Below are 23,348 nucleotides of genomic sequence, written 5' to 3'. Positions count from 1 at the left end.
GACAGACCCAAATCTTAACCCCCTCCCCCTCCCCGGCGCTCTCCCGGTCGCCGGCCGCGGCCGGGGCGGGGCGCGCCCGGCGCCGCCGAGCGCCAGCTCCAGGCTCGCCACCGGCCCGTCGACGGTCCGCTCGGCCGGCCCGTGCGGGCCGCCCGCGACCCGCACCTCGTCGCCGTCCGCGAGCATCACCCGCGCCGACGCCTCGCCGCAGACCAGCACCGCGAGGCCCGACCGCCCGGACGGCCCGGCGGCCGCGCACGCCGGCGGCCGCGCCCCGGCCCGGTCCGCCAGCGCCCGGGAGACGCGGCGGACCAGCTCCGCGCCGTCGCCGCCCGCCTCCGCGACCTCCTGCAGCGCGGCCAGCAGCGCGTCCACCAGCGGCGCCGCCACCGCGTCGGGCGCCGCGCACACCAGCGACAGCTCGCCCTCCTGCGCGACCAGCCCGTCACCGGGCAGCGGCCGCGCGAAGGCCCTGGACCCACCGCTCACAGCAGCCGTCCGCCGCGCAGCCTCCACTGCACGAAGAAGACCCGCATGGGGCCGTTGACGAACAGCCACTGGCCGAGCCACACGAACACGAACATGGTCAGGAACATCGACGCCGACACGTGTCCTTGGACGCCGGGAACGAGCCCGGTGTTCAGCAGCGCCCACATGACGGCGCCCTCGGGGACGATGGTGACCAGCCCGAAGACCGTCGGCCAGTCCTTGTCCCAGCGGAACTGCATCAGCAGGTGGTACACCAGCTCCCACACCAGCCCCACCACGATCACCGCGAGGAGCATCAGGAACGCCGTCCGGTAGGCCGCGCCGAGCGAGGCCGGCCGGCCCGGCAGCACCGGGACGATCAGCGCGGTCAGCAGGGCTCCGACGGTGGCCAGCACGAAGATCCGCGTCTGCAGGCGTCCGGCGAGGGTGGGGATCACGGTGCGGGCTCCAGCGTCGGGGGGCGTCGGGAAGGGGAGTCGGGGGAGCGGGACGGGCGGCCGGTCAGACGGGACGGCCGCGCATCCACCTGATCCACTGCCGGGTCGAGCGCACCGGGCCGAGCCGCGCGCAGAACCCGCGGCGGGCCAGGTCCGCGGCGATGTCCAGCGCCGCGGTCTGCATGCCGAGGAAGCTGTCGACGGCGGGGAAGTGGTTGCCCGCGGCGGCGGCGCCGGAGGCGTACAGCACGCCGCCCTCGCTCTCGGCGCCGAGCACCTCGAAGTGCTCGCCGACCGCGAGCCGGCCCGCGCCGTTGCGCCGCGCGCCGCCGTACTGCAGCAGGTCGGCCAGCACCCGGTGCTCGGGCATGTCGGCCTCGAGCCCGGTGCAGTCGATGATGAAGTCGGAGGTGTACCGGCCGAGGCGCCCGTCGTCGCTGCGGGTCAGCGACACCAGCCGCCCGTCCGGGGTCGGCTCGACGCGGTCCACGACGGCCTGGAACGGGTGGTACCAGCCGCCCGCGCGGCCCCGCCGCATCTGCTCCTGCCAGCGGCGCAGCCGCGGCGTGGTGGTGCCGCCGACGGCCTTGGACAGCGCGGCGCGCCGCTCCGGCTCCGCGCGCCGGAACTGCGCCTTCAGCTGCCCGCCGAACGCCGACTTCGGCAGCGTGAACGCCTGGTAGGCCCAGCCGTCGCCGCCCTTGCGCCGCATCCACATCCCCGGCCCGTGCGAGCCGGTGACGAACGTGCGGAACATGTGCACGATCTGGGTCTGCAGCCCGAACCTCTCCCGGTCGTCCATCAGCCGCTGCAGCACGCGGGACGCGACGATGCCCGCGCCGCGCACCACGACCACGCCGGGCCGCGACTTCAGCGTCTCGTACACGTGCTCGTGCGGCTCGTAGGCGTTGACGACGCGGTGGTAGTCGTTGTGGGTCTCGCGGAACTGCTGCAGGTCGGGCAGGAACTTCAGACCCGGGTAGCCGACCGCGAGGTGCACGTACTGCGAGCGCAGCACCACCCGCTTGGTCGCGGACGTGCCCGGCGGCGGCGTCAGCACGGTGAAGTAGCCGCCGCCCATCCGGCGCCGCACCATCCGGACCTGCCCCTTGGAGAGCATCTGCCAGTAGGAGATCCGGTCGGCCTCGCGGCGGACGGTCTCGAACACCGTGGCGGCGCGCGGGCTGAAGAAGTCGGTGAGGATCGGCTCGGTGAGCACCTGCCACAGCAGCTTCATCGACTTGTCCTGCCGCGCCTCCGTCAGCGCGTAGGACGGGAAGCCCCAGATGTTGTCGGGCCGGGCGCCGGCGTCGGAGCGGATCCGCTCGCCCGCCGGCAGTTGCGACACCCGGGTCAGGTACTCCCACGACTGCCAGGGCGCGTCGCGGCTGGACAGCACCCGGATCGAGCCCGCGTCGGCGCCCTGCACGCGCAGGACGTCCACCAGCGTGAACGAGCCGAGCCCCCCGCCGACCGATACCAGCGGCACGTCGAAGAGAGGGATGCCCGCCGCCTGCACCTGCCGGTCGTGCCAGACCGGCGATCGGAGCAGCTCGGGCGTGAGGTCACCAACTGGTCGGGCACCCTGCAACGACGTCCCCCGCGACAAGATCAGATGAATCGGCCGACACCTTATCCCAAAGCGGCCTCCGCGCAGGGCCGATCGCGGCGGCCGGAGACCGCGGGGCCCGTGCGCCGCCGGATTGAAACGCGCAGCACGGGTATGCGCTCCGGCATGTCTGTATCGGCGGAGCGACGGCGTCAGGTGGGCGAACTCGGAGAAGGCGGCGGACACGCCGGGCGGGAAGGCGCGGAGGAGGACCGGAGGACCGCGGCGCTGCGCCGCGACCTGGCCGACCGGGTGGACGGCGAGGTCCGCTTCGACCCGGGGTCGCGCGCGGCCTACGCGCACGACTCGTCGAACTACCAGCAGCCCCCCATCGGCGTCGTCGTGCCGCGCACCGTCGAGGCCGGCGTCGAGGCGGTCGCCGTCTGCGCCGAGCACGACGTCCCGGTCCTGTCGCGCGGCGGCGGGACGAGCCTGGCGGGGCAGTGCTGCAACACCGCCGTCGTCATCGACTGGTCGAAGTACTGCCGCGCGCTGATCTCGGTCGACCCGGCGCGGCGGACCGCGATCGTGGAGCCCGGCGCGTGCCTGGACGACCTGAACGAGGCGCTGTCGGAGCACGCGCTGATGGTCGGGCCGAAGCCGTCCACCCACGACACCTGCACGATCGGCGGGATGATCGGCAACAACTCGTGCGGCGCGTCGGCGCAGGCGTACGGGAAGATGGTCGACTCGGTGGTCCGGCTGGAGGTGCTGACCTACGACGGCGTGCGGATGTGGGTCGGGCCCACCTCCGACGAGGAGTACGACCGGATCCAGGCCGAGGGCGGCCGCCGCGCCGAGATCTACCGGGCGCTGCGCGCGCTCCGCGACGAGGGCCTGGAGCTGATCCGCACCCGCTACCCCGACATCCCGCGCCGCGTGTCCGGCTACAACCTCGACTCGCTGCTGCCCGAGAAGGGCTTCGACGTCGGGCGCGCCCTCGTCGGGTCGGAGTCGACGCTGGTCACCGTGCTGCGCGCGGAGATCTGCCTGGTGCCGGTCCCGCCGTTCCAGTCGCTGGCGGTGCTCGGCTACGACGACATCTTCGCCGCCGGCGACGCGGTCAAGCGCGTCCTGCCGTCCGAGCCGCTCGCGCTGGAGGGCATGGACGACACGCTCCTCGACCTCGCCAGGCAGGACAAGCTCGCCGGGCCGGCCGTCCTGAAGGACATGCCCGAGGGCGCCGGCTGGCTCATGGTCCGGTTCGGCGGCGACACCAAGGACGAGGCCGACCGGCGCGCCCACGACCTCATCGAGCGGCTGGAGAACGAGCCGGACCCGCCGCACTGCACCTTCGTGGGCGATCCCGCGATCGAGGAGCGGCTCTGGAAGGTCCGCGAGGCCGGGCTCGGCGCCACCGCCTACCCGCCCGGGCAGCCCGACACCCACGAGGGCTGGGAGGACTCGGCCGTCCCGCCCGAACGGCTCGGCGACTACCTGCGCGACTTCCAGAAGCTCATCGACGAGTTCGGCTACGGCCCCGTCGCGCTCTACGGCCACTTCGGGCAGGGCTGCGTGCACACCCGCATCCCGTTCGACCTGGAGGACGAGAAGGGCACCGGCAACTACCGCCGGTTCATCGAGCGCGCCGCCCGCCTCGTCGTCGACTACGGCGGGTCGCTGTCGGGCGAGCACGGCGACGGGCAGTCCCGCGGCGAGCTGCTGCCGCTGATGTTCGGCGACGAGGTCGTCCGGCTGTTCGAGATGTTCAAGGCGGTCTTCGACCCGCGCGGGAGGATGAACCCGGGCAAGGTCGTCCACCCCTACCGGCTCGACGAGAACCTCGACCACCTCGGCTACGACCCCGCCGAGCCGAAGACCCACTTCTCCTTCCCCGACGACAAGCACCGCTTCACCCACGCGGCGGCCCGCTGCGTCGGGATCGGGAAATGCCGCGCCTCGTCGGGCGGCGTGATGTGCCCGAGCTACCGGGCGACGGGGGAGGAGGAGCACTCCACCCGCGGCCGCGCCCGCATCCTGATGGAGATGATGCGCGGCATGCCCGGCGGCGGGCCGGACGGCGGGACCCCCGACCCGTCGGTCCCCGGGCCCGGCGGCGCCGCCGTCATCACCGACGGGTGGCGGTCCGACGACGTCCGCAACGCCCTCGACCTGTGCCTGGCCTGCAAGGGCTGCCGCAGCGACTGCCCCGTCAACGTCGACATGGCGACCTACAAGGCCGAGTTCCTTTCCCACCACTACGCGGGGCGGATCCGCCCGCCCGCGCACTACACGATGGGCTGGCTGCCGCTGTGGGCGAGGCTGGCGTCGGCGGCACCCGGCGCGGCCAACGCCGCGCTGAACGTCCCCGGCCTGGACCGGGTGATCAAGCGGGCCGGCGGGATCGCGCCGCAGCGCGAGATGCCGCGGTTCGCCTCCGAGCGGTTCACCGACTGGTTCAAGCGCCGCCCCGCCCGCGCTACCGGCGGCCGCCGGGTCGTGCTGTGGCCCGACACGTTCACCAACAACTTCCACCCGCACATCGCCAAGGCCGCCGTCCGCGTGCTGGAGGCGTCCGGGTACCAGGTCGAGGTGCCGCCGGTCCCGATGTGCTGCGGCCTGACCTGGATCTCCACCGGCCAGCTCGGCGTCGCCGCCCGCGTGCTGCGCCGCACCGTCGGCGCGCTGGCGCCGCGGCTGCGCGAGGGGATCCCCGTGGTCGGGCTGGAGCCGAGCTGCACCGCGGTGTTCCGCGCCGACGCGCCCGAGCTGATGGAGGGCGACCGCGTCGAGGACGACGTCAAGCGGCTGCGCGACCAGACCCGCACGCTCGCCGAGCTGCTCGACGAGCACCAGGAGGAGTCCGGCGGGACCTCGCCCGCCGCGTCCCACGACGTGGTCGCCGGGCTGGACCGGCCGAAGGTCCGCGCGATCGCCCAGCCGCACTGCCACCAGCACGCGATCATGGGGTTCGGCACCGACGAGCGCGTCCTCGCCCGCGCCGGGGTGGACGTGGAGACCCTCGACGTCGGCTGCTGCGGGCTGGCCGGCAACTTCGGCTTCGAGGCCGGCCACTACGAGGTCTCCACCAAGATCGCCGAGCAGGGCGTCTGGCCCGCGGTCGAGCACGCGGACCCCGGCACCACCGTGCTGGCCGACGGGTTCTCCTGCCGGACGCAGATCGAGGCGGGCACCGCCGCCCGGCCCCGGCACCTCGCCGAGCTCCTCGCCGACCTGCTCCCGGACGGCGACGACCCGGACGGCCCCCGCGGAGGATGATGACGCCCGCGCTCAGCCGCGCGGCACCACCAGCGCCCAGGACTTGACCGAGCCGTGCCCCTGCCAGGGCAGGTGGTCGGCGATGCGCCCGAACGACGAGCCCGCCTCGCCGTTCAGCAGGGTCACCTCCGTGACGGGCCCGGACGCCAGCCGCGCGCAGAACGTGAACAGCCACACCGGGCGGTCCGGGAGCGCGTACCCCGTGAACAGCTCCTCGACCACGACCCGCGTCGGCGGGCGGTCGGCCATCGCCGCCCGGTCGGCGCCGGTCAGGCCGCCGAAGTCGCGCGTCGCGGCCGGGCCGTAGAACACCTCCGCGGTCCGGTCGCCGCCGGCCAGCGGCGCCGCGGTCGCGTGCCGGGCGAGGTCGCAGGACGGCAGGAACGCGGCGGCGAACACCGGGAGCACCGTGTGCGCCCACCCGTCGAGCGCGTCGGCGGCCGGATGCCGGTCGCCGCCCGGCACGCCCACGGCCTGGTCCCAGGCGAACATCCCGCCGAAGCTCGGATGCGACACCCCGACCGGCAGCTGGACGAGCCCGTCGTCCTGGGGCTGCGGCGCGGCGATCGCGATCCGCACGCCGGTCCCCGCCACGTCGACCACGGCGCCGTCGGCGGCCGCGGGCAGCCCGTGGCCCTCCGCCAGCATCCGCGCGAGCAGCCCGGCGATGTCCTCCGCCCCGATGTCCATGATGATCACCGTAGCGGGGCGGGACCGGCGGAATCCGCCGTTTCCGGAACCGCGCGCCCGGCGGTGGCGCCGCCGTCAGGAGGCCGGGGAGACCAGGGCGTCCAGGGCCGGGCCGAGCGGCGCGTCCAGGGTGAGCAGGGCGTGCTCGTCGCCGCGCGTCGCGCCCCGGTTGATGATCGCGACGGGGATGCCGTGCCGCGCCGCGTGCCGGACGAACCGGTACCCCGACAGCACGGTCAGCGACGACCCGAGCACCAGCAGCGTCCCGGCGGACTCGGTGAGCGCGTAGCAGTCGCGGACCCGCGCCGGCGGCACGTTCTCGCCGAAGAAGATCACGTCGGGCTTCAGCAGCCCGCCGCAGCGCGCGCAGTCCACCGGCGCGAACGAGGCGACGTCGGCGTCCGACAGCACCGCGTCGCCGTCCGGGTTGATCATGTGCGGCCGGGCGTCCCAGCCGGGGTTGGCCTCGCGCAGCCGGTCCTCCAGCCGCGCCCGGGGAGTGCGCTCGCCGCAGCCGAGGCACACCACCCGGTCCAGCCCGCCGTGCAGCTCGATCACCCCGTCGGCGCCCGCCGCCTGGTGCAGGCCGTCGACGTTCTGGGTGATGATCCCGGCGAGCAGCCCGCGCCGCTGCAGCTCGGCGACCGCGCGGTGGCCGGCGTTCGGGCGGGCGCCGGCGATGTGCCGCCAGCCGAGATGGCCGCGCGCCCAGTACCGGCGCCGCGCCTCCGCGTCGCAGGTGAAGCGCTGGTAGGTCATCGGCTCGGCGCGCCGCCGCCGCCCGGTCTCGCCGCGATAGTCCGGAATGCCTGACTCGGTGGACAGTCCCGCGCCGCTCAGCACCACCACGTCGCCGTCGGCGACCAGATCCGCCAGCGCCGCCGGCACCGCGACCGCCTCCGCCCGTTCTTCAGCAACCTGCGTCACCTCTCCATGGTGCACGACGGCGCGGTTGACCGTCCGTCCTGACAGAGGGTGACCGCAGGCCGCCGTTCGGCTGGGCGGGACTTGACCGCGTTGACTGACTCCTGCCACGTACTGACCGGGATATGTGCAGGTCAGATGCGTGTTTGACGGAGTTCGAGCAACTTTCCACCAGGTGATGACCGAAGTCGGTCACGGGTGCTACGTTCCCCTGCGTGACCTCGAGCAAGCGACACGCGCAGATCGTGTCCTCGCTGCGCACGAAGGGGGCCGCGTCCGTCAAGGAGCTGGCCGAGACCCTTCAGGTGAGCGAGTCGACGATCCGCCGGGACCTGGACCTGCTGGACCGCAACGGGGAGCTCGTCCGCACCTACGGCGGCGCGGCGCTGACCCCCCGGGCGGCGGTGCCGGAGATCTCCTTCGCGATGTCCGCCGAGCACGACAGCGCCGAGAAGGAGGCGGTGGCGGCGCGGGCCGCCGCCCTGGTCGAGGACGACATGGTCGTGGTGCTCGACATCGGCACCAGCACCCGGCTGCTCGCCCGGCACCTGCGCGGCCGCCCGGTCACCGTGATCACCGCGAACCTGGCCGTGCTGGACGAGCTGCGCGACGACGAGGCGGTCCGGCTGTGCCTGCTCGGCGGCGTCGTCCGGCGCAACTACCTGACGCTCGTCGGGTCGCTGACCGAGACCGCGCTCCGCCAGGTCCGCGCCGACCTGGTCTTCCTCAGCTGCACCGGGGTGCGGCCGAACGGCCTGGTCGTGGACGACATGGAGGTCGAGACCCCGATCAAGCAGGCGATGATCGAGTCCGCCGACCGGGTCGCGCTCGTCGCCTCCGAGGCCAAGTTCCCCGGCACCGGCTCGCTGCGCGTGTGCTCCCTCGAGCAGGTGGACGCGCTCGTCACCACGGCCGGGGCCGATCCGAAGACTCTCGAGCTCTGCCGGCAGGCGGGCGGGAAGGTGTTCATCGCATGAAGCTGGCCATTCTCGGCGGCGGCGGGTTCCGGGTGCCCTACGTGTACCAGGCCCTGCTGCGCGACCACGGCTCCCCGCGCATCGAGGAGGTCTGGCTGCAGGACTCCGACGCCGGCCGCCTCGACGGCATGGCGGCGGTGCTGGCCGCGCTCGCGGACGAGGGCCCCGGCGGCGCCGGCCCGGCGCCGAAGGTCTTCACCTCCACCGACCTGGACCGGGCCCTGGAGGGCGCCGACTTCGTCTTCGCCGCGATCCGCGTCGGCGGCCTCGCCGGGCGGGTGTGCGACGAGCGGGTGGCGCTGGACCTGGACGTGCTCGGGCAGGAGACCACCGGCCCCGGCGGCCTGGCCTACGGGCTGCGCACCATCCCGGTGATGCTCGACATCGCGCGCCGAGTGAAGGCGCTCGCGCCGGACGCCTACGTCATCAACTTCACCAACCCCGCCGGCATGATCACCGAGGCGATGCAGTCGGTGCTGGGGGACCGGGTGCTCGGCATCTGCGACACCCCGTCCGGGCTCGGCACCCGCGTCGCCGCGGCGCTCGGCCTCGACCCGTCCCGCGTGCAGATGGACTACGTCGGGCTCAACCATCTCGGCTGGATGCGCCGCATCCTGTACGACGGCGTGGACGTGCTGCCGCGGCTGCTCGCCGACGACGACCTGCTCGGCTCGCTGGAGGAGGGCGTGGTGTTCGGCCGCGACTGGCTCCGCGACCTCGGGGTGATCCCGAACGAGTACCTGTACTACTACTACTTCAACCGCGAGGCGGTCCGCGCCACCCTCGACGCCCCGCAGACCCGCGGCGAGTTCCTCGCCAAGCAGCAGGCGGCGTTCTACGAGCGGATCGCCGCGGCGTCCGGTGGCGCGGCGATGGACCTGTGGCGCGAGACGGTCGCGTCCCGCAGCGCCAGCTACATGGCCGAGATGAAGGGCGCCGACACCGGGACCGAGCTGGCGGGGCACGCCGGCGTCGACCCGGTCGACGAGGGCTACGCGGGCGTCGCGCTGAGCGTGATGGCCGCGATCAGCCGCAACGAGCCCGCCACGATGATCCTGAACGTGCGGAACGGGACGACCGTGACCGCGCTGCCCGGGGACGCCGTGGTCGAGGTGCCGGTGCTGGTGGACGCCGGGGGCGTGCACCCGCTGACGCTCACCCAGCCCGACCTGCACCAGGCCGGCCTGATGCAGCAGGTCAAGGCCGTCGAACGGCTGACGATCAGCGCCGCGCGGACCGGCTCGCGGGCCGAGGCCGCCAAGGCGTTCGCGCTGCACCCGCTGGTCGACTCGGTGTCGGTGGGGCGGCGGCTGCTGGACGGCTACGCCGCCCGCATCCCGGAGGTCGCGGCCGTGTTCGCGGGCGGGACGTGACGGGCGGCAGGCCGGCCGCGGCACCGCCGCCCGTCCCGGCCCGCACCCCACCCTGTTTTGTCCTGACATCCGGTCATCCTGGTCCCATCCCTGACGGCCCTCGTGAGGAGGCGCAATGACAGCAGGAACCCTGCGCGGGGCCCCGTCCGCCGCCGCGCGCGGCACGGCCGCCGCCCTGTCCGCCGATGAGGCCGCGGCCCCCGGCCGGCCGCCCGAGCCGTCGCTGGCCGACCCGTGCGCCGAGCGCGGCGCGGTGACCGAGCGGCTGCTCGCCGACCGCGTGGAGGGCGGCCACGGACCGGCCCCCGACCTGGACGTCTTCCTGTCCGGCCAGGTCTTCATGGACATGATCTTCACCGGGCTGCCCGGCCTGCCGCCGCCCGGCACCGAGCTGTTCACCGAGGGGCTCGGCTCGGCGCCCGGCGGCATCGCCAACATCGCGGTCGCGATGAGCCGGCTCGGGCTGCGCGTCGGGCTCGCCGCCCCGTTCGGCGACGACCTGTTCGGCGCCTACCTGTGGCGCACCCTCGCCGAGCAGGAGGGCGTGGACCTCGGGCACTCCCGCCGCGTCCCGTCCTGGCCGACGCCGGTCACCGTGTCGCTGGCCTACGACTCCGACCGCAGCATGGTCACCTACGCCAAGCCGGTCCCCGACATCGGCTCCGGCGACGGCTCGTACGAGGAGGTGCTCGGGTCGGCGCCGCCGTCGGCGCGGGCCTGCTTCATCGACATCGAGCGGCCGGTGCCCGCGTGGGCGCGGGAGATGCGCGCCGCGGGGACCACGGTCTTCGCCGACCTCGGCTGGGACGCCACCGAGACCTGGTCCAGCGAGGTGCTGGACCGGCTCGAGCATGTGGACGTGTTCCTGCCCAACGCCGTCGAAGCGATGGCCTACACCCGCACCGCCTCGCCCGAGGCCGCCGCCCGCGCCCTGTCCGAGCGCGTCCCGGTCGTGGTCGTCAAGCGCGGCGGCGCCGGCGCGATCGCCATCGACTCGCGCACCGGCGAGGTCGCCGAGACCGCCGCGCTGCCCGTCCAGGCCCTCGACGCGACCGGGGCCGGCGACGTGTTCGGCGCCGGGTTCCTGTTCGGGACCCTCGCCGGGCTGCCGCTGGGGGAGCGGCTGAAGTTCGCCAACCTGTGCGCGGGCCTGTCGGTCCGGCACCGCAGCGGCTCGCTCGGCGCCCCCTGCTGGGGGGAGATCGCCGCGTTCGGCGAGTCCGGCGAGGTCCCCGAGGAGGCGCTGGAACCGTACGCGTTCGTCGTCGACTACATTCCGGACTCGGCGACCGACACCGTGGTGCGCGCCGAGCCGACGCTCCGCGACGACCTGCAGCACTCGTCCTGACGGTTCGCCCCAGCCCCCCGCCCCACCCCAGGACCCGAGCCGGCGCGGCCCCCCGCGCCGGCCCGGGACAGCAGCACAGAAAGGAGCCGCAGGAATGCCGACGCTCATGAGACGGGGCACGGTCGCCGCGGCGGCGGTCCTGGTGACCGCGCTCGCCGCCGCCTGCGCGCCGGGCTCGTCGAACGACAAGCCGGCGAGCAAGGCGCCCGCGGCGGTCAGCACCGACGTCGCCAAGGCCGGCAACGTGACGCTCACCGTCTGGGACCAGGAGGTCCAGGGCGGACTGAAGGAGCAGATCGAGAAGCTCAACGCCCAGTTCGAGGCCAAGTACCCGAACGTGAAGATCAAGCGGGTGTCGCGCTCCTTCAGCGACCTGCAGAAGACGCTGCGGCTCGCGCTGTCGGGCAGCAACCCGCCCGACGTCGTCGAGGCCAACCAGGGCTACGCGTCCATGGCCCAGTACGTCAAGGACGGCATGCTGCTGCCCCTCGGCGCCTACGACCAGGCGTACGGGTGGTCCAAGCGGTACCCGAAGGGCCTGCTCGACCTGAACAGCGTCACCAAGGACGGCAAGCTCATCGGCTCGGGCGACCTGTACGGGGTGTCCCTGAACGGCGAGATCGTCGGGCTCTACTACAACAAGGAGAAGCTCGCCAAGCTGGGCATCCAGCCGCCGAAGACCTGGGACGAGTTCGAGCAGGCGCTCGCGACCGCCAAGGGCAAGGGCGAGGTGCCGATCGCGTTCGGCAACCTGGAGAAGCTGCCCGCGATGCAGCTGTACGGCATCCTGCAGGACGCCGCGACCGGGAAGGAGGCCGTCCGCAAGCTGGTGTTCGGCAGCGGCGGCTCCTGGACGGACGGGCCCAACGTGCAGGCCGCGCAGAAGCTCGCGGACTGGGCGAAGAAGGGCTACCTCACCAAGGACTCCAACGCGGTGAAGTGGGACGACACCCCGGTGAACTTCGCCAAGGGCGAGGGGCTGTTCATGTTCGGCGGCACCTGGTGGGCGCCGGACCTGAACGACCGGATGAAGGACAAGGTCGGCTTCATGCTGCCGCCCGCGCCGCAGGCGGGCGCGCCGGTGGCGACCATGGGCGGCGAGAGCCTGCCGTGGTCGATCACCTCCAAGTCCAAGCACGCCGACGTCGCGGCCGCCTACATCAACTTCATCACCTCGCCCGAGGCGATGAACGTGGCGGTGCAGGCCGGCAGCCTTCCCGTCCTGCCCGCCTCCACCGAGCCGGACAAGCCGCTGATGAAGGAGGTGTCGGCGGCCTGGGCCGAGCTCAGCAAGAACGACGGCACCACGCCCTACATCGACTACACGACGCCGACGTTCACCGACGCGTTCGGCGGTCCGCTGCAGGGCCTCGTCGCCGGCAAGAAGTCCGCCCAGGACGCCATGAAGGCGGCGCAGGACGACTACACCGCCTTCCAGAAGAAGAAGTAGTGACGGCCCCGGCGTGACCGCCGGTCCCGCCGCCGCACCGGCACCCCCGGCGCGGCGGCGGGGCACCGGCCGCCGCCGCGCACGCGGCGGGCGGCCCGCGCCGACGAGGTGACAGCGAGGAGCGCGCAGATGACGACCGTCGCGCGGCAGAAGACCCCCGAACCGGGACCCGAGGCGTCCGGCTCGAGCAACGCGCGGCCCGCGGGCCGCCGGGCCAGGTCCCGGCCGCCGGGGGAGCCCCGCGCCGTCGGCTGGCTGTACGTGCTGCCCGCCCTGGTGGTGTACGGCGCGTTCCTGCTGTGGCCGCTGGTGCGGGGGGCGCAGTTCTCCCTCTACCACTGGGACGGCATCGGCCAGGCGACCTGGGCGGGGCTGTCCAACTACACCGCCACCTGGACCGACCCGACGCTGCGCGGCGCCTTCGGGCACCTGCTGGTGCTGATCGTGTTCTACGCGATCCTGCCGTGCTGCATCGCGTTCGTGCTGGTCGCCGTCATGTCCCGGACGAAGATCCGCGGCCTGACGTTCTTCCGCACCGTGCTGTTCATGCCGCAGGTGATCGCGATGGTCGCGGTCGCGGTGGCGTGGCAGTGGGTTTACTCGACGCACGGGCCGGTCAACACCGTCCTCGGCTGGCTGCACGCCCTCGGGCTGCCGGACTGGCGGCACGGCTGGCTCGGCGACTTCACCTTCGCGCTGCCCGCCATCGGGCTCGTCGGCACCTGGGTGGAGATCGGCCTCGCGCTGGTGCTGTTCCTCGCCGGCGTGCAGAAGATCCCGCGGGAGCTGTACGAGGCGGCGCGGATCGACGGCGCCGGCGCGATCCGGGAGTTCTTCACCGTCACCCTGCCGGGGCTGCGCCGCGAGCTGTCGGTCGCGCTGACGCTCACCACGATCATGGCGGTGCGCAACTTCGACCTCATCTACATGGCGACCGCCGGCGGGCCGGGCGACTCCACGAAGGTGCCCGCCTACGAGGTCTACAACCGCACGTTCAACACCGGCGAGGTCGGGCTCGGCTGCGCCATCGGCGTCACGCTGGCCGTGCTGGCGTTCGCGATCACCGCGGGCATCGGCCGCCTCGTCGAGGGGAAGGGCGAATGAGCAGGCGTTACGAGCGCATCCTGAACCACGCCGTGCTGGCGCTGTTCGCGGTGGTCGCGCTGTTCCCGATGATCGGCATCGTCGCGCAGGCGCTGCAGCTGCCCGGGAACCTGTCGTTCGACACCTTCCGGGTCGCCTGGAACGAGGGGCACTTCGCCGCCTACCTGCGCAACAGCGTGATCGTCACCGCCGTCACGGTGGTGCTGGCGAGCACCTTCTCGATCATGGCCGGGTACGCGCTCGGCGTCATGCGGTTCCGCGGCGCGGGCGCGGTGTTCCTGCTGTTCCTCGCCGGCCTCACCATCCCCACCGAGGCCGTCGTCGTGCCGCTGTACTTCGACCTGCGCTCGGCCGGGCTGGACAACTCCTATGCCGGGCTGATCCTGCCGCAGGTCGCCATGTCGGTCGCGTTCGGCACGTTCTGGATGCGCGCCTACTTCCGCAGCGTCCCCCCGTCGCTGATGGAGGCGGCCCGGATGGACGGCGCGTCGAGCTGGACGACCCTGTGGCGGGTGCTGGTGCCGGTCGGCCGGCCCGCCATCCTCACGATGGTCGTGCTGATCACCATGTGGACCTGGAACGAGTTCCTGCTGCCGCTGGTGATCGTCAACTCCGACGAGGGGCTGCGCACCGCGCCGCTCGGGCTGTCGTTCTTCCAGGGCGCGCACAAGACCGACTACTCGCTGCTCATGGCGGGTGCGCTGATCATCGCCGCGCCCATCGTGATCGTCTATGTCTTCCTGCAACGGCGGTTCATTGCAGGGATGCTCTCGGGGGCCATCAAGGAGTAGGGAGTCCGGGGCCGCCCCCCAGCGGCCCCGCAACGGAACAGGAGAGTTCATGCGAAGACTCGCCCTACCCGCCGTCCTGTCCGCCGCGCTGGCGGGCTCGGCCATCGCGCTGGCCGGCCCGCCCGCGCAGGCGCGGACGGCACCGTCCGACCGCACGGCACAGTCGGAACAGGGCCGGTTGGACGTGCTCTTCGTCGGGGCGCATCCCGACGACGAGTCCGGAACCCTGTCGACGCTCGGGCAGTGGAACGAGTTCGCCGCTTCGAAAACAGGCGGGGCGAAGACAGGAGTGCTGACCGTCACCCGCGGCGAGGGCGGCGGCAACGCCGCGGGCACGGAGGAGGGCCCGGCGCTCGGCCTGCTCCGCGAGGACGAGGAGCGGCGCGCGGTCGGCAAGGCGGGCGTCACCGACGTCCACAACCTCGACAAGGTCGACTTCTACTACACGGTGAGCGCCCCGCTCACCGAGGACACCTGGGGCCACGACGACACCCTCGCGAAGGTCGTGCGGATCGTCCGCGAGACCCGGCCCAAGGTGATCGTGACGATGAACCCGGCGCCGCTGCCCGGCCAGCACGGCAACCACCAGGAGGCCGCGCGGCTGGCGACCGAGGCGTACTACGCCGCGGCCGACCCCAAGGCGTTCCCCACCCAGCTCGGCAAGGAGGGCCTGAAGACCTGGGCGCCGGGACGGCTGTTCCAGGGCGGCGGGGCGTCCGGCCCGACCGGGCAGGACTGCGCCGCCAAGCTGACCCCGAGCACGCCGGCGTCGGTGGCGTACGGGGTGTGGGGCGGCCGGACGTCGGCCCGCAACGGCGGCAAGACGTGGGCGCAGGTCGAGCGGGAGGCGCAGCGGCTGTACGTCAGCCAGGGCTGGGCCGGGTTCCCGGACGCACCGTCCGACCCGTCCAAGATCGGCTGCGACTACCTGACGCAGATCGCGAGCCGGGTGCCGTTCACGCTCGGCAACACCGACCCCTCCGCGGCGCTGGAGGGCGCGGTCACGCCCGGCAAGGGCGGCCTGCCGCTCGGCACGCAGTTCTTCCTGACGACGCAGTCGTACGGGGTGACGCCGGGGACGGCGTTCAAGGTGACGGCGCACGCGAGCGCGCCCGCGCAGCTGAAGAACGCGCGCGCCGCGCTCTCGGTGCCGTCCGGTTGGAACGTGACAGGCAGCGGTGACCTGGGCAAGGTCGGGTCGAACGAGCGGACGGCGACGTTCACGGTGACGCCGGCCGCCGGCGCCTCGGTGGGCCGCGCGCAGATCTCCGCGACGCTCACCTCCGGCAGCGCCACCGGCCAGACCGCGACGATGGTGGGCGTCCAGCCGCCGGTCACCGGACAGCAGGAGCCGCTGCCCCGCGTCGAGGACTTCGACGGCTGGGCGACCAAGACCGGCGTGCCCGCGCTCATCGGCCAGATGAAGCGCGTGCTGACGGTCGGCACCGGCAAGTCGCGCGACGTCCGGGTGGACCTGGTGAACACCACCTCGTCCGCGCAGTCGGGCACGGTGAAGCTGGACCTGCCGAAGGGCTTCTCCGCCGACGCCGCGTCCAAGCCGTACACGCTCGCGGCCGGCGCGAAGGGCACCGCCACCTTCAAGGTGACCAACACCGACGCCTCGCTGCCGACCTCCAACCAGGGCGGCTCCGGCGGCGACTACGACTACACCATCACCACCACCCCCTCGTCCGGCCCGGCCGACGTGGAGAAGGCGGCGCTGGAGCTGGTCCCGGTCGCCGAGATCCCCAAGGCGTCCGCCGCCCCGAAGATCGACGGCAAGGAGGAGCCCGGCGAGTACTCCGGCACCGAGCTGAACCTGTCGCGGGTGTGGGAGGGCGACGCCTGCACCTCGGCCGACGACTGCTCGGCCACCGGCAAGGTGACCTGGACCGACGACGCGCTGAACGTGCTGGTCAAGGTCCGCGACGACAAGCAGGGCACGATCCTCGGCGCCGACGACTGCAAGCGGCACTGGCGCAGCGACTCGGTCGAGATCGGGATCGACCCGCGTGGCGGCTCGGAGAACACCTCGACCACCTTCAAGACCGGCATCTTCCCGCAGATGTCGGACGGCAAGCCGTGCTTCGAGCGCGACGCCGACGCCCACCAGGGCGGCTCCGACACGGCGCCCGGCATGCAGGTCGCCGCGGTGGTGAACAAGCCCTACGACGGCTACACCATCGAGGCGAAGATCCCGTTCAAGGACCTGCCGACCGCCGTGGACCCGGCGCGGATGGGCCTGAACATCTTCGTCTACGACTCCGACACCCAGGACAAGACCGGCCAGACCCGGATCGGCTGGTCGACCTGGGGCGGCGTGCAGGGCGACCCGTACCGGTGGGGCCAGACGGCCCTGCCCGGCTACACCCCCGACCCGAGCCTGCCCACCACCCCGCCCGCGCCGGTGATGCCGACCGACGCGGCGGCCTCGGTGAACTCGCCGGAGTCGATCGAGCAGGCCGTCCGGACCGGGATCCCGCTCGCGGGCGGCCCGGCGGCGCCGCGCTCCGACAGCGCGCGCATCAGCGGTAAGCCGAAGGTGTCCGGCGGGTCGGTCACCTTCCGGCTGCAGTCGACCGGCCCCGGCACGGCCCACGTGACGGTGTGGGACGGCAAGGTGCTCGGCACCAAGACGGTCGAGGTGAAGCGCGCCGGCAGCCGGTCGGTGACGGTCACGGGTGCCAGTGGCCTGCTCGCCGTCGCGTTCGAGGCGAAGAAGGGGGGCACGGCGAGCAGCATCGCCCGGCTGAGCCGGTGAGCGGCGCCGCCGCGCCGGGCCCGCGCCCGGCGCGGCGGCATCCGGCCGGCGCCCCGCACCGGCGGGGCGCCGGCCGGTCAGCGGCCGACGAGCGTGTGCGAGAAGGAGTACCGGTCGGCCCGGTAGACGTGGTCGCCGTACTCGACGGCGGTGCCGTTGTCGTCGAAGGCGGTGCGGGTCATGGTGAGCAGCGGCGTGCCGCTCCGCTCGTCCAGCAGCCGCGCCTCCGCGGCGGTCGCGGCCCGCGCGCCGATCGTCTGGTGCGCGATCCGCAGGTTCACCCCGGCGGCGCGCAGCGTCTCGTACAGGCCGTGCTCGGCGAGGTGCTCGGCGGTGACGTCGATCAGCCCGGCGGGCAGCACGTTGGTCAGCAGCGCCAGCGGCTCGCCGCCGGTGAGCCGCAGCCGGCGCAGCCGCAGCACCTCGGTGCCGGCCGGGACGCCGAGCCGCTCGGCGGCCTCGTCGCCGGCCGGAGCGGGGCCGAACTCCAGCACGCGGGTGCGCGGTTCGGCGCCGGCCGCGGCGAGGTCGTCGTGCAGGCTCGTCAGCTCGATCGGCCGCCGGACCTGCGCCTGGACGACCTGGGTGCCGACGCCGCGCTTGCGGACGAGCAGCCCCTTGTCGACCAGGTGCTGGATCGCCTGCCGGACGGTCGGCCGCGACAGCCGGTAGCGGGCGGCGAGGTCCAGCTCGTTGTCCAGCCGGGCGCCGGGCGGCAGCTCGCCGGACCGGATGGCCGCCTCGAGCTGCTGGGCGACCTGGAAGTACAGCGGCACCGGGCTGCCGCGGTCCAGCGTCACCGTGGGTCCGTGCACGCGGGGCTCCTTTCGCGGGGGTCGGGACGCAGCTTAGTCCACCGGCCGTCCGGAGATATTTAAGTCCTTATGTCAGGACATTGTGTTGACAGATGTTGGATCGTTCCATGAGACTCGGTCGCGATTCACGGCCGGAAGGGGTGCGATGAGGATCGGGCTCGCTGGAGCGGGACGGATCGGGACCGCGCACGCGGAGACGCTGCGCGCGCTGCCCGGGGTCGCGGAGGTCGTCGTCGCCGACGCCGACCTCCGCCGGGCGCGGGAGGCGGCCGCCAAGCTCGGCGTCACTGCCGCCGACGACGTCGGCGCGCTGTTCGCCGCCGGGCTGGACGCGCTGGTCGTCGCCGCCCCGACGGACGCGCACGCCGGCCTGGTGATGCGCGCGGTCGAGGCGGGGACGCCGGTGTTCGTGGAGAAGCCCGTCGCCCCCGACCTGGCCGGGACGATCGAGGTGCTGGAGGCGGTCCGCGGCGCGGGCGTGCCCGTGCAGGTGGGCTTCCAGCGCCGCTTCGACCCCGGCCACGTCGCGGCGCGGGACGCGGTGCGCTCGGGCCGGCTCGGCTGGGTGCACACCGTCCGCTCGTGCACGCTGGACCCGGTGCCGCCGCCGGACGACTACATCCCCGGCTCCGGCGGGCTGTTCCGCGACTGCTCGGTGCACGACTTCGACGCCGTCCGGTTCGTCACCGGCCGGCAGGTGACCGAGGTGACCGCGACCGGCGCCAACCGCGGGTCGGCGGTCTTCGCCGAGGCCGGCGACGTCGACACCGGCGCGGCGGTGCTGACCCTCGACGACGGGACGCTCGCGCTCGTGTCCGCGACCCGCTACAACGCGGCCGGCTACGACGTGCGGCTGGAGGTCCTCGGCTCGCAGGGCGGCGTCGTCGCCGGGCTCGACGACGGGACGCCGCTGTCCCCGGCCGCCGGAGGCATCCGCCCGGCCGGGCCGGCGCACACCGGGTTCCTGGAGCGGTTCGCCGACGCGTACGCGGCCGAGCTGGCGGCGTTCGTCCGGATGGTCGCCGACGGCACGGCCAGCCCGTGCCCGCCCGAGGAGAGCCTGGAGGCGCTCTACGTGGCGGAGGCGTGCGGGATCTCCCGCCGCGAGCGGCGTACCGTCACGATCGAGGAGGTGCGCCGATGACGTCCCCGCCGCCGGGCGCGGCGCCGCACGACCTCATCACGATGGGCCGCGTGAGCGTCGACGTCTACCCGCAGCAGACCGGCGTCCCGCTGGAGGACGTCGAGTCGTTCGGCAAGTACCTCGGCGGCAGCCCCACCAACGTGGCCGTCGCCGCCGCCCGGTACGGGCGCCGCACCGCGGTCATCACCCGCACGGGCGCCGACCCGTTCGGGCGGTTCGTCCACAAGGCGCTCAAGGGCTACGGCGTGGACGACCGGTTCGTCACCGAGGTGCCGGGCCTGCCGACGCCCCTGGCGTTCTGCGAGATCTTCCCGCCGGACGACTTCCCGCTGTACTTCTACCGCTACCCCAAGGCGCCCGACATGGAGATCCGGGCGGGCGAGCTGGACCTGGGCGCGATCGCCGCCGCGCGGATCTTCTGGGCGACGGTCACCGGGCTGTCGCAGGAGCCGAGCCGCGAGGCGACGGTCGCCGCGCTGGCCGCGCACCCCGGCACGACCGTCCTCGACCTGGACTACCGGCCGATGTTCTGGGAGTCGCCGGACGCGGCCCGCGTGCGCGTGCGGGAGGCGCTCGGGCACACGACCGTCGCGGTCGGCAACCTCGACGAGTGCGAGGTCGCGGTCGGCGAGCGCGAGCCGCGCGCCGCCGCCCGCGCGCTGCTGGACCGGGGCGTGTCGGTCGCCGTCGTCAAGCAGGGCCCGCGCGGCGTCCTCGCCGCGTCTGCCGACGGCGCCGTCGAGGTCCCGCCGACGCCCGTGGAGGTGGTCAACGGGCTCGGCGCCGGCGACGCGTTCGGCGGCGCGCTCTGCCACGGGCTGCTCAGCGGCTGGGACCTGGAACGGATCGTGCGGTTCGCCGGCGCCGCCGGCGCCATCGTGGCGTCCCGGCTGGCGTGCGCCGACGCCATGCCCGACGCCGGCGAGGTCGAGCGGCTGCTCGCCGCCCCTGCGGCGCCGGGCCCCGACAAGGAGGTCACCGCGTGAGCGCGGGAACGTTCGCCGAGCGCTACGCCGCCCTCGCCGAGATCAGGGCGGCGCACCCGGAGGCGGTGGCGCGGGCCGCCGCCGCGCGGGTCCGGCCGCCCGGCCCGCCCGGCGCGTCCGGCCCGCTGATGATCATCGCGGCGGACCATCCGGCGCGCGGCGCGCTGCGCGCCGGGTCCGACCCGCTCGCCATGGCCGACCGCCGCGACCTGCTGGAGCGGATGTGCGCGGCGCTGGCGCGGCCGGGCGTGAACGGCGTCCTCGGCACCCCCGACGTGCTGGAGGACCTGCTGCTGCTCGGCGCGCTGGACGGCAGGCTCGCCGTCGGGTCGATGAACCGCGGCGGGCTCGCCGGCGCGTCGTTCGAGATCGACGACCGGTTCACCGCCTACAGCGCGCCCGCGATCGCGGCGGCCGGGCTCGACGGCGGCAAGATGCTGCTGCGCGTCGACCCGGACGACCCGGCGACCGTCCGGACGCTGGAGGCGTGCGGGCGCGCGGTGACCGACCTGGCCGCGCACGGGCTGATGGCGATGGTCGAGCCGTTCATGTCCGCGCGGGGCGAGGACGGGCGGATCCGCAACGAGCTCACCCCGGAGGCGATGATCCGCGCCGTCGCGATCGCCTCAGGGCTCGGCGCCACGTCCGCCCATACCTGGCTCAAGGTGCCGGTCGTGCCGGAGATGGAGCGGGTCATGGCGGCCTCGACGCTGCCCGCGCTGCTGCTCGGCGGCGAGGTGCCCGCCGACCCCGGCGCCGCGCTCGCCGGCTGGCAGAAGGCGCTGCGGCTGCCGACCGTCCGCGGCCTGGTCATCGGCCGCAGCCTGCTCTACCCGCCGGACGGCGACGTCGCCGCGGCGGTCGACGCGGCGGTGGCGGTGCTGTGAACACCCGTGAGGAGGACCGAATGACCGTGGACATCGCGCCGGCGGACGCCGGCTGGACGTACTCGGGGCTGCGCGTGCTGACGCTCGGCCCGGGCGAGGAGGCGACCGTCGAGACGGGCGACGCCGAGACCCTCGTGCTGCCGCTCGCCGGTGCGTGCCGCGCCGCCGTGACCGTCCCGGGCGAGGCGGCGGTGACGTTCGACCTGCACGGGCGCGCCGACGTCTTCTCCCGCGTCACCGACTTCGCGTATGTGCCGCGCGACGCCACGGTGGTCGTGTCGTCGCGGGACGGCGGCCGGTTCGCGCTGCCGTCGGCCCGCTGCGAGCGCCGCCTGCCGCCGCGCTACGGCCCCGCCGAAGGGGTGCCGGTCGAGTTGCGCGGCGCCGGCTCGGCGAGCCGGCAGGTGAACAACTTCTGCACCCCGGAGGCGTTCGAGGCGGACCGGCTGATCGCCTGCGAGGTGCTGACGCCCGGCGGGAACTGGTCGTCCTACCCGCCGCACAAGCACGACGAGCCGACGGCCACCGAGTCGGTGCTGGAGGAGATCTACTACTTCGAGGTCGCGGACGGCCCGGGCGGCCGTCCCGGCATGGGGTACCAGCGCGTGTACGGCACCGCGGACCGCCCGGTCGACGTGCTGGAGGAGGTCCGCACCGGCGACGTCGTGCTGATCCCGCACGGCTGGCACGGCCCGTCGATGGCGGTGCCCGGCTACGACCTGTACTACCTGAACGTGATGGCGGGCCCGGGGGAGGAGCGGGCCTGGCGGATCTGCGACGACCCCGCGCACGCCTGGGTGCGCGGCACCTGGGCCGACGAGAGGCACGACCCGCGGCTGCCGATGACCTCGGCCGCCGGCCGCGAACGGTGACGTGACCTCGCCCGTCGCGGGGAGAATCGGGAAAAGGACAAGCGTCCCCTCATTCGGAGCACCGTGAAGGCCTTTTCCCTGTTCTCGCGTGGTGGTGACAAAAACGCCTGCGGGAAATGTGCCCTGAGGGGCAAGTGGCGGCGCGCGGGCGGCCGCTAGCTTCCAATCCTTGCGTTTCCGAGACGACCGCGAGGTGACGGATGACAGCAGCGCGCCGGACCGACGGAACTCCCCGGGTGGTGGTGACCGGGTTCGGCGTGAAGAGCCCGGCGGGCGGCACCGTGGACGACCTCCTCGCCACCGTCCTGTCCGGGAAGTCGCAGGCCGTCCACGTCCAGGAGTTATTGGAGGCGGGGACGTCCGTCTCCTACGGATGCCCCGCGCAGCCGTTCGACGAGGAGCGCTACTTCACCCGGGCCGAGCTGCGGCGGCTCGACCGCATGACGCGGCTCGGCGTCGCCGCCGCCGAGGACGCGATCGCCGACGCGGACCTGTGCGGGCCGGACGCCCCCGAGCCGGGGCGGCGCGGCGTGTACGTCGGGACCGCCGCCGCGAACCTCGCGTCGGTGGTCGCGCTCGGCGGGCACGAGCACGCGGGGACGCTGCACCGCGTCCCGGTCCCCGCCGTGCCGATGATCATGCCGAACGCGACCGCCGCGAACATCTCCATCCGGCACGGCTGCGAGGGCCCGTGCCCGACGTACTCGACCGGCTGCGCCAGCGGCGCCACCGCGATCGGGGAGGCCGCGCTCGCGATCCGCGCCGGCCGGATCGACGCCGCCGTGGCGGGCGGCGTCGACGCGATCCTGACGCCGTTCGTGATGGCGGCGTTCGCGCGCATCGGCACGCTCGCCCGCCGCGACGACGCGCCGCACACCGCGAGCCGCCCGTTCGACGCCGGCCGGGACGGGTTCGTCGTCGGGGAGGCCGCCGCGTTCCTCGTGCTGGAGCGCGCCGACCGCGCCGCCGCGCGCGGCGCCCGGGTGCACGGCGAGATCGCCGGGTACGCCGCCGCGAGCGACGCCGCGCACATCGTCGCGCCCCGCAAGGACGGCCGCGTCGCCGCCCGCTGCATGACCGCCGCCCTCGCCGACGCGCGCCTCGGCCCGCGCGACGTCGGGCACGTCTCGGCGCACGCCACCGGCACCCGGAGCAACGACGGCGCCGAGGCCCTGGCGATCGACCGCTGCTTCGGCGGCGACGCCCCGCCCGTCACCGCCACCAAGGGCGTCACCGGCCACATCCTGGGCGCGGGCGGCGCGGTGGAGGCGATCGTCGCGCTGCGCTGCGCCGCCGCCGGGCTCGTCCCGCCGACCGCGAACTTCGCCGGCGCCGACGCGGAGACCAGGCTGATCGACGTGGTGCACGGCGAGGCGCGCGCGATTGCGGCGGCGGCGCCGGTGCTGTCGAACTCGTTCGGGTTCGGCGGCCACGACGCCGCGCTCGTCCTCACCCCCGCCTGACGGCGGATC

18 protein-coding genes and 1 pseudogene are annotated in these 23,348 nt (G+C 74.1%); 13 read left to right on the top strand and 6 right to left on the bottom strand.

What is annotated here, in order from left to right:
* The 3 genes and pseudogenes from J4709_RS06055 to J4709_RS06045 form a co-directional block, all read right to left on the bottom strand.
* Window positions 1-489 (bottom strand): annotated as a pseudogene (locus tag J4709_RS06055) (hypothetical protein); the annotation flags it as partial.
* Window positions 486-926, bottom strand: coding sequence for a hypothetical protein (locus J4709_RS06050; RefSeq protein WP_208237787.1), 441 nt, complete (start codon window positions 924-926; stop codon window positions 486-488). The gene J4709_RS06050 and the pseudogene J4709_RS06055, both read right to left, overlap by 4 nt.
* 64 nt (window positions 927-990) lie before the next feature.
* Complete coding sequence (locus tag J4709_RS06045) at window positions 991-2,517, bottom strand: hypothetical protein (RefSeq protein ID WP_208237785.1); 1,527 nt, start codon at window positions 2,515-2,517, stop codon at window positions 991-993.
* Between the two features lie 174 nt (window positions 2,518-2,691).
* Here J4709_RS06045 and J4709_RS06040 point away from each other — a divergent pair, with 174 nt between their 5' ends.
* A complete protein-coding gene (locus tag J4709_RS06040; RefSeq protein ID WP_307801014.1) occupies window positions 2,692-5,754 on the top strand; it encodes an FAD-binding and (Fe-S)-binding domain-containing protein in 3,063 nt (1,020 codons plus the stop codon).
* A gap of 12 nt (window positions 5,755-5,766) precedes the next feature.
* On the opposite strand, the gene J4709_RS06035 is transcribed toward J4709_RS06040, so the two are convergent.
* A complete protein-coding gene (locus tag J4709_RS06035) occupies window positions 5,767-6,444 on the bottom strand; it encodes a DUF6348 family protein (RefSeq protein ID WP_208237782.1) in 678 nt (225 codons plus the stop codon).
* A 75-nt stretch (window positions 6,445-6,519) separates the two neighbouring features.
* The gene (locus J4709_RS06030; RefSeq protein ID WP_208237780.1) at window positions 6,520-7,371 is read right to left on the bottom strand and encodes an NAD-dependent protein deacetylase; all 852 of its coding nucleotides are present in this window, start codon (window positions 7,369-7,371) and stop codon (window positions 6,520-6,522) included.
* A 212-nt stretch (window positions 7,372-7,583) separates the two neighbouring features.
* Between J4709_RS06030 and J4709_RS06025 the strand changes: the two genes are divergently transcribed.
* The 7 genes from J4709_RS06025 (at window position 7,584) to J4709_RS05995 (ending at window position 17,172) form a co-directional block, all read left to right on the top strand.
* Window positions 7,584-8,345: a DeoR/GlpR family DNA-binding transcription regulator gene (locus J4709_RS06025; protein ID WP_208237778.1), complete on the top strand. Its 762-nt coding sequence runs from the start codon at window positions 7,584-7,586 to the stop codon at window positions 8,343-8,345.
* A complete protein-coding gene (locus J4709_RS06020; protein ID WP_208237777.1) occupies window positions 8,342-9,718 on the top strand; it encodes a 6-phospho-beta-glucosidase in 1,377 nt (458 codons plus the stop codon). Before J4709_RS06025 ends, J4709_RS06020 begins: the two co-directional genes overlap by 4 nt.
* 115 nt (window positions 9,719-9,833) lie before the next feature.
* Window positions 9,834-11,066, top strand: a complete 1,233-nt coding sequence (locus J4709_RS06015; protein ID WP_208237775.1) for a carbohydrate kinase family protein — start codon at window positions 9,834-9,836, stop codon at window positions 11,064-11,066.
* 94 nt (window positions 11,067-11,160) lie between these two features.
* Window positions 11,161-12,516 (top strand): extracellular solute-binding protein, encoded by a 1,356-nt coding sequence (locus tag J4709_RS06010; protein WP_208237773.1) that lies wholly within the window; start codon window positions 11,161-11,163, stop codon window positions 12,514-12,516.
* Window positions 12,517-12,645: 129 nt separating this feature from the next.
* On the top strand, window positions 12,646-13,620 hold the full coding sequence (locus J4709_RS06005) for a carbohydrate ABC transporter permease (protein ID WP_208237771.1): 975 nt from the start codon (window positions 12,646-12,648) through the stop codon (window positions 13,618-13,620).
* Window positions 13,617-14,411 carry a carbohydrate ABC transporter permease gene (locus tag J4709_RS06000; RefSeq protein WP_173093314.1) on the top strand — a complete coding sequence of 265 codons (795 nt, stop codon included), beginning with the start codon at window positions 13,617-13,619 and terminating at the stop codon, window positions 14,409-14,411. Before J4709_RS06005 ends, J4709_RS06000 begins: the two co-directional genes overlap by 4 nt.
* 49 nt (window positions 14,412-14,460) lie before the next feature.
* The gene (locus J4709_RS05995) at window positions 14,461-17,172 is read left to right on the top strand and encodes a sugar-binding protein (protein ID WP_208237769.1); all 2,712 of its coding nucleotides are present in this window, start codon (window positions 14,461-14,463) and stop codon (window positions 17,170-17,172) included.
* A gap of 77 nt (window positions 17,173-17,249) precedes the next feature.
* On the opposite strand, the gene J4709_RS05990 is transcribed toward J4709_RS05995, so the two are convergent.
* Window positions 17,250-17,987, bottom strand: a complete 738-nt coding sequence (locus tag J4709_RS05990; protein WP_307801013.1) for a GntR family transcriptional regulator — start codon at window positions 17,985-17,987, stop codon at window positions 17,250-17,252.
* A 145-nt stretch (window positions 17,988-18,132) separates the two neighbouring features.
* Between J4709_RS05990 and J4709_RS05985 the strand changes: the two genes are divergently transcribed.
* From J4709_RS05985 to J4709_RS05965, 5 genes are all read left to right on the top strand, one after another.
* Entirely contained in the window at window positions 18,133-19,131 is a 999-nt protein-coding gene (locus tag J4709_RS05985; RefSeq protein WP_208237767.1) for a Gfo/Idh/MocA family protein, read from the top strand.
* Window positions 19,128-20,117 carry a 5-dehydro-2-deoxygluconokinase gene (iolC, locus tag J4709_RS05980; RefSeq protein ID WP_208237765.1) on the top strand — a complete coding sequence of 330 codons (990 nt, stop codon included), beginning with the start codon at window positions 19,128-19,130 and terminating at the stop codon, window positions 20,115-20,117. The genes J4709_RS05985 and iolC overlap by 4 nt, the downstream gene beginning before the upstream one ends.
* Window positions 20,114-21,004: a Cgl0159 family (beta/alpha)8-fold protein gene (locus tag J4709_RS05975; RefSeq protein ID WP_307801012.1), complete on the top strand. Its 891-nt coding sequence runs from the start codon at window positions 20,114-20,116 to the stop codon at window positions 21,002-21,004. The genes iolC and J4709_RS05975 overlap by 4 nt, the downstream gene beginning before the upstream one ends.
* Before the next feature lie 20 nt (window positions 21,005-21,024).
* Window positions 21,025-21,876: a 5-deoxy-glucuronate isomerase gene (gene iolB, locus J4709_RS05970; RefSeq protein ID WP_208237763.1), complete on the top strand. Its 852-nt coding sequence runs from the start codon at window positions 21,025-21,027 to the stop codon at window positions 21,874-21,876.
* A 200-nt stretch (window positions 21,877-22,076) separates the two neighbouring features.
* Window positions 22,077-23,339 (top strand): beta-ketoacyl-[acyl-carrier-protein] synthase family protein, encoded by a 1,263-nt coding sequence (locus J4709_RS05965; protein ID WP_208237761.1) that lies wholly within the window; start codon window positions 22,077-22,079, stop codon window positions 23,337-23,339.
* Window positions 23,340-23,348 lie beyond the last annotated feature (9 nt).

Origin of the sequence: Actinomadura violacea, assembly GCF_017573465.1 — a bacterium.
In the GTDB taxonomy this organism is placed as follows: Bacteria; Actinomycetota; Actinomycetes; order Streptosporangiales; family Streptosporangiaceae; genus Spirillospora; species Spirillospora violacea.
This window is presented reverse-complemented; position numbering and strand designations above follow the sequence as displayed.

Excerpts from the sequence above, each read along its gene's own strand:
- J4709_RS06000 (WP_173093314.1), top strand. The coding sequence starts at position 13,617 with ATGAGCAGGCGTTACGAGCGCATCCTGAACCACGCCGTGCTGGCGCTG.
- J4709_RS06010 (WP_208237773.1), top strand. The coding sequence starts at position 11,161 with ATGCCGACGCTCATGAGACGGGGCACGGTCGCCGCGGCGGCGGTCCTG.
- J4709_RS05985 (WP_208237767.1), top strand. The coding sequence starts at position 18,133 with ATGAGGATCGGGCTCGCTGGAGCGGGACGGATCGGGACCGCGCACGCG.
- iolC (WP_208237765.1), top strand. The coding sequence starts at position 19,128 with ATGACGTCCCCGCCGCCGGGCGCGGCGCCGCACGACCTCATCACGATG.
- J4709_RS06020 (WP_208237777.1), top strand. The coding sequence starts at position 8,342 with ATGAAGCTGGCCATTCTCGGCGGCGGCGGGTTCCGGGTGCCCTACGTG.
- J4709_RS06035 (WP_208237782.1), bottom strand. The coding sequence starts at position 6,444 with ATGGACATCGGGGCGGAGGACATCGCCGGGCTGCTCGCGCGGATGCTG.
- J4709_RS06005 (WP_208237771.1), top strand. The coding sequence starts at position 12,646 with ATGACGACCGTCGCGCGGCAGAAGACCCCCGAACCGGGACCCGAGGCG.
- J4709_RS06015 (WP_208237775.1), top strand. The coding sequence starts at position 9,834 with ATGACAGCAGGAACCCTGCGCGGGGCCCCGTCCGCCGCCGCGCGCGGC.
- iolB (WP_208237763.1), top strand. The coding sequence starts at position 21,025 with ATGACCGTGGACATCGCGCCGGCGGACGCCGGCTGGACGTACTCGGGG.
- J4709_RS05965 (WP_208237761.1), top strand. The coding sequence starts at position 22,077 with ATGACAGCAGCGCGCCGGACCGACGGAACTCCCCGGGTGGTGGTGACC.
- J4709_RS05995 (WP_208237769.1), top strand. The coding sequence starts at position 14,461 with ATGCGAAGACTCGCCCTACCCGCCGTCCTGTCCGCCGCGCTGGCGGGC.